This window comes from Pseudoroseomonas cervicalis ATCC 49957 (genome assembly GCF_000164635.1).
GTDB lineage: Bacteria > Pseudomonadota > Alphaproteobacteria > Acetobacterales > Acetobacteraceae > Pseudoroseomonas > Pseudoroseomonas cervicalis.
Genome location: NZ_GG770782.1, coordinates 209,423 through 211,909, shown reverse-complemented (window position 1 = coordinate 211,909; position 2,487 = coordinate 209,423). Strand labels below are relative to the sequence as shown.

At 74.3% G+C, this 2,487-nt stretch carries 2 protein-coding genes; both read right to left on the bottom strand.

Translation table 11 applies throughout. The annotated features are described in order from the left end of the window. Positions 1-2 precede the first annotated feature (2 nt). On the bottom strand, positions 3-824 hold the full coding sequence (locus HMPREF0731_RS17330; RefSeq protein ID WP_007005482.1) for a gamma-glutamylcyclotransferase: 822 nt from the start codon (positions 822-824) through the stop codon (positions 3-5). A gap of 119 nt (positions 825-943) precedes the next feature. Continuing rightward, positions 944-2,487, bottom strand: a 1,544-nt coding sequence (locus tag HMPREF0731_RS17325; RefSeq protein WP_007005481.1) for an ABC transporter substrate-binding protein, incomplete at its 5' end; no start/stop codon positions are given.

Below are 2,487 nucleotides of genomic sequence, written 5' to 3'. Positions count from 1 at the left end.
GCTCAGCCGCCTGGGCGCGCCGCCTGGGCGGCGGTGACGGCGCCGGCCAGCCGCTCCAGCATGGGGTCGGCGATGCCGAGGCGCCGCAGCCCCTCCCGCGTGTTGAACAGGTACTCGGCGCAGCTGCCCAGCCGGCCGCTGGCCGTGGCCAGGCGGTGGACGATCTCGGCCTCCGCCAGGTCGGCGTATTGCGGGCCGTCGGGGTTGATGACGAAGGCGATGCCATGGCCGAAGGCGCGGCCATCCTCGGCCTGCAGCGGCAGCCAGAGCGGGATGTAGGCGCCGCTCAGCATCTCCCGCCGCCAGACCAGCGACAGCTCGGCCTGCAGCCCGGCCTCCTCCAGCCGGAAGGCGACGCCCTCGCAGGCGCCGCCGCGGTCGAGCGCCAGCACCAGCCCCGGCCGCTCCGGCGTGCCGCGGCCGATCGGGGTGGAGAGGCAGAAATGCCGCTGCCAGCCCTCGATGCGGGCCCGGCGCTGCTCGGCGAAGTGGATGGTCGGGTTCCAGATCAGCGAGCCATAGCCGAACAGCCAGACCGCCTCGGCCTCCGGCGGGCGCGCCGCCAGCGTCGCGCGCAGCGAGGCCTCGCGCGCCTCCTGGCTCAGCAGCGTGGCGCCGAGCGCGGCGCGCGCCATCTCGTCGATGGCGCCGCTCTGCAGGTAGTCGCGGGTCAGCGCCATGGGGGCGGCCTGCGGGGCGGGGGCGGCCGGCTGCTGCCCGGCGGCCTCGATCACCGCCTCAGGCACCGCCTCGGGCGTGGCGTCGGCGGGGGCCTGCCGGCCAGGATCGGGGCGGCGGTCGGGCGGCGGGGGGGTCTCGGCCAATCCATCTCTCCTGGCGGGGCGGTCGCTGCCCGCCTTGTGCCAGGAATCCGCGCCGCGTTGAACCGCCGCCCGGTGCGGGGCTGCCCGGCCCGCCCTGTGCGGCGGGCCGGGCCGGCCGGTCAGCGGGTCAGCCGCAGGTCCAGCCCCTTGTACAGCGCCACGCCATAGAGCCCGTGCGGCCGCACCCCCTCGACCCGGCGGGTGGAGGCGACCCAGAGCGGCTGGCGCAGCAGCGGCAGCCAGACATTGGCCTCGGCCACCCGGCGCTGCACCGCGCCGATCAGCCGCGCCCGCTCCGCCGGGTCGGTCGCCTGCCGCGCCGCCGCCAGGTCGCGGTCGGTCTCCGGGTCGTTCCAGTTCATCCGGTTGGGCGTCGGGCGGTTGGTGCTCGGGAAATACAGCGAGAAGGCGTCGGTGGCCGACATGTAGGGGTAGGACATGACGAAGGCGTCGAATTCCTGCGTCGCCAGCTTGCCCCAGCCCACCGTGGCGTCCCAGAGCTGCACCCTGAGCTCGATGCCGACACGGCGCAGATCGGCCTGGATCGCCTGCATCACCGTGCTGTTGACGCTGGTCTGCAGCGCGTAGAGCAGCAGCGAGGCGCGCTGCCCGTCCTTCACCCGCACCCCGTCGGGGCCGGCGCGCCAGCCGGCCTCGTCCAGCACGCGGCGCGCGGCGGCGGGGTCGTGCTGCGGCACCAGCGCCGCGGCCTCGGCGCTGTAGTCCAGCGTCTCGGGGTTCAGATAGGCGGTGGCCGCCTCGCCCGCGCCGAAGAACACCGCGCGCGCGATCGCCTGCTTGTCCACCGCCAGGTTGACGGCGCGGCGGATGGCGGGGTCGCCGGCCACCGGCTTGTCGACCTTGAAGCCCAGGAAATGGTCGAACAGATGCACCGGCTGCTGCTGCACGGTGAGCGTCGGCAGGCGGCGCAGCCCCTCCAGCGCGATATGCGGGATCCACTGCGTCACATCGCCCTGGCCGGTCTGGATGGCGGCCAGCCGCGTCGTGGCTTCCGGGATGACGCGCAGGATGATGCGCTCGATCTGCGGCGAGGGGTTGCTGTAGATCGGCGAGCCCCAGTTGTAGCGGGGGTGGCGGGTCAGCACCATCTCCTGCCGCGGCGTCCAGGACTGCCAGCAATAGGGGCCGGTGCCGTTGAAGCCCTGCACGCCGAAATTGTCGCCCAGCCGCTCCACCGTCGCCTGGTCGACCATGCTGCCGAAGTAGTGCGTCAGCTGCAGCAGCAGCTCGCCGAAGGGCTCGTTCAGCTCATAGACCAGGGTGTGGTCGTCGGTGGCGTGGATGCGCTTGACCGGCCCGGCGCGCCAGCGCACCGGGCTGCGCGTCGCGGGGTCGGCCCAGCGGCTCAGCGAATAGGCGGCGTCGCGCGCGGTGAAGGGCTTGCCGTCGCAGAAGGTGACGCCCTGGCGCAGCTTGAAGGTGTAGGTGCGGCCATCCTCGCTGACCGTCCAGCTCTCGGCGAGGCCCGGGCGGACCGTGCGCTGGTCCCAGTCCAGCGTCACCAGCGTGTCGGAGAGCAGGAACAGCGCCTCGCCGGCGGCCAGCGCCGAGGTGCGGGCGGGGTCGTAGCGGTCGGCGTCGATCTCGCGCAGCACCACCAGCGCGTCGCGCGGCAGCGCCTGGGCCTGCGGCGCGGCGGCGG